The organism is Leifsonia sp. SIMBA_070 (assembly GCF_046534635.1).
Taxonomy (GTDB): Bacteria; Actinomycetota; Actinomycetes; order Actinomycetales; family Microbacteriaceae; genus Leifsonia.
The window spans coordinates 1-238 of sequence record NZ_JAWRYK010000894.1; the positions used below are offsets into that span (position 1 = coordinate 1).

Below are 238 nucleotides of genomic sequence, written 5' to 3' on the forward strand. Positions count from 1 at the left end.
GGCCGGCGCCGATCACGCGTTCGGCGCGGACATAGTCCTCGCCGTACTGGGCCAGCACGTTGGCGCGGACCACCCGGGCCAGCTGCGGGGTGTAGACAATGGCGATGGCGAAGATGATCACCGGAACGGTGGACCCGAAGAGGGCAACCGAATAGTCCTTGAGGGCAAACAGCAGGGCGGCGGCCAGCGCGATGCCGGGGAAGGCCATCATGATGTCCAGGACGCGCATGATGCCTTC

Annotated in this window: 1 protein-coding gene; it reads right to left on the reverse strand. The window is 66.4% G+C overall.

Annotation, left to right across the window (positions count from 1 at the left end; genetic code table 11):
• A partial coding sequence (locus SB754_RS22795) for an ABC transporter permease subunit (protein ID WP_410784539.1) occupies positions 1–238 on the reverse strand: 238 nt, incomplete at both ends.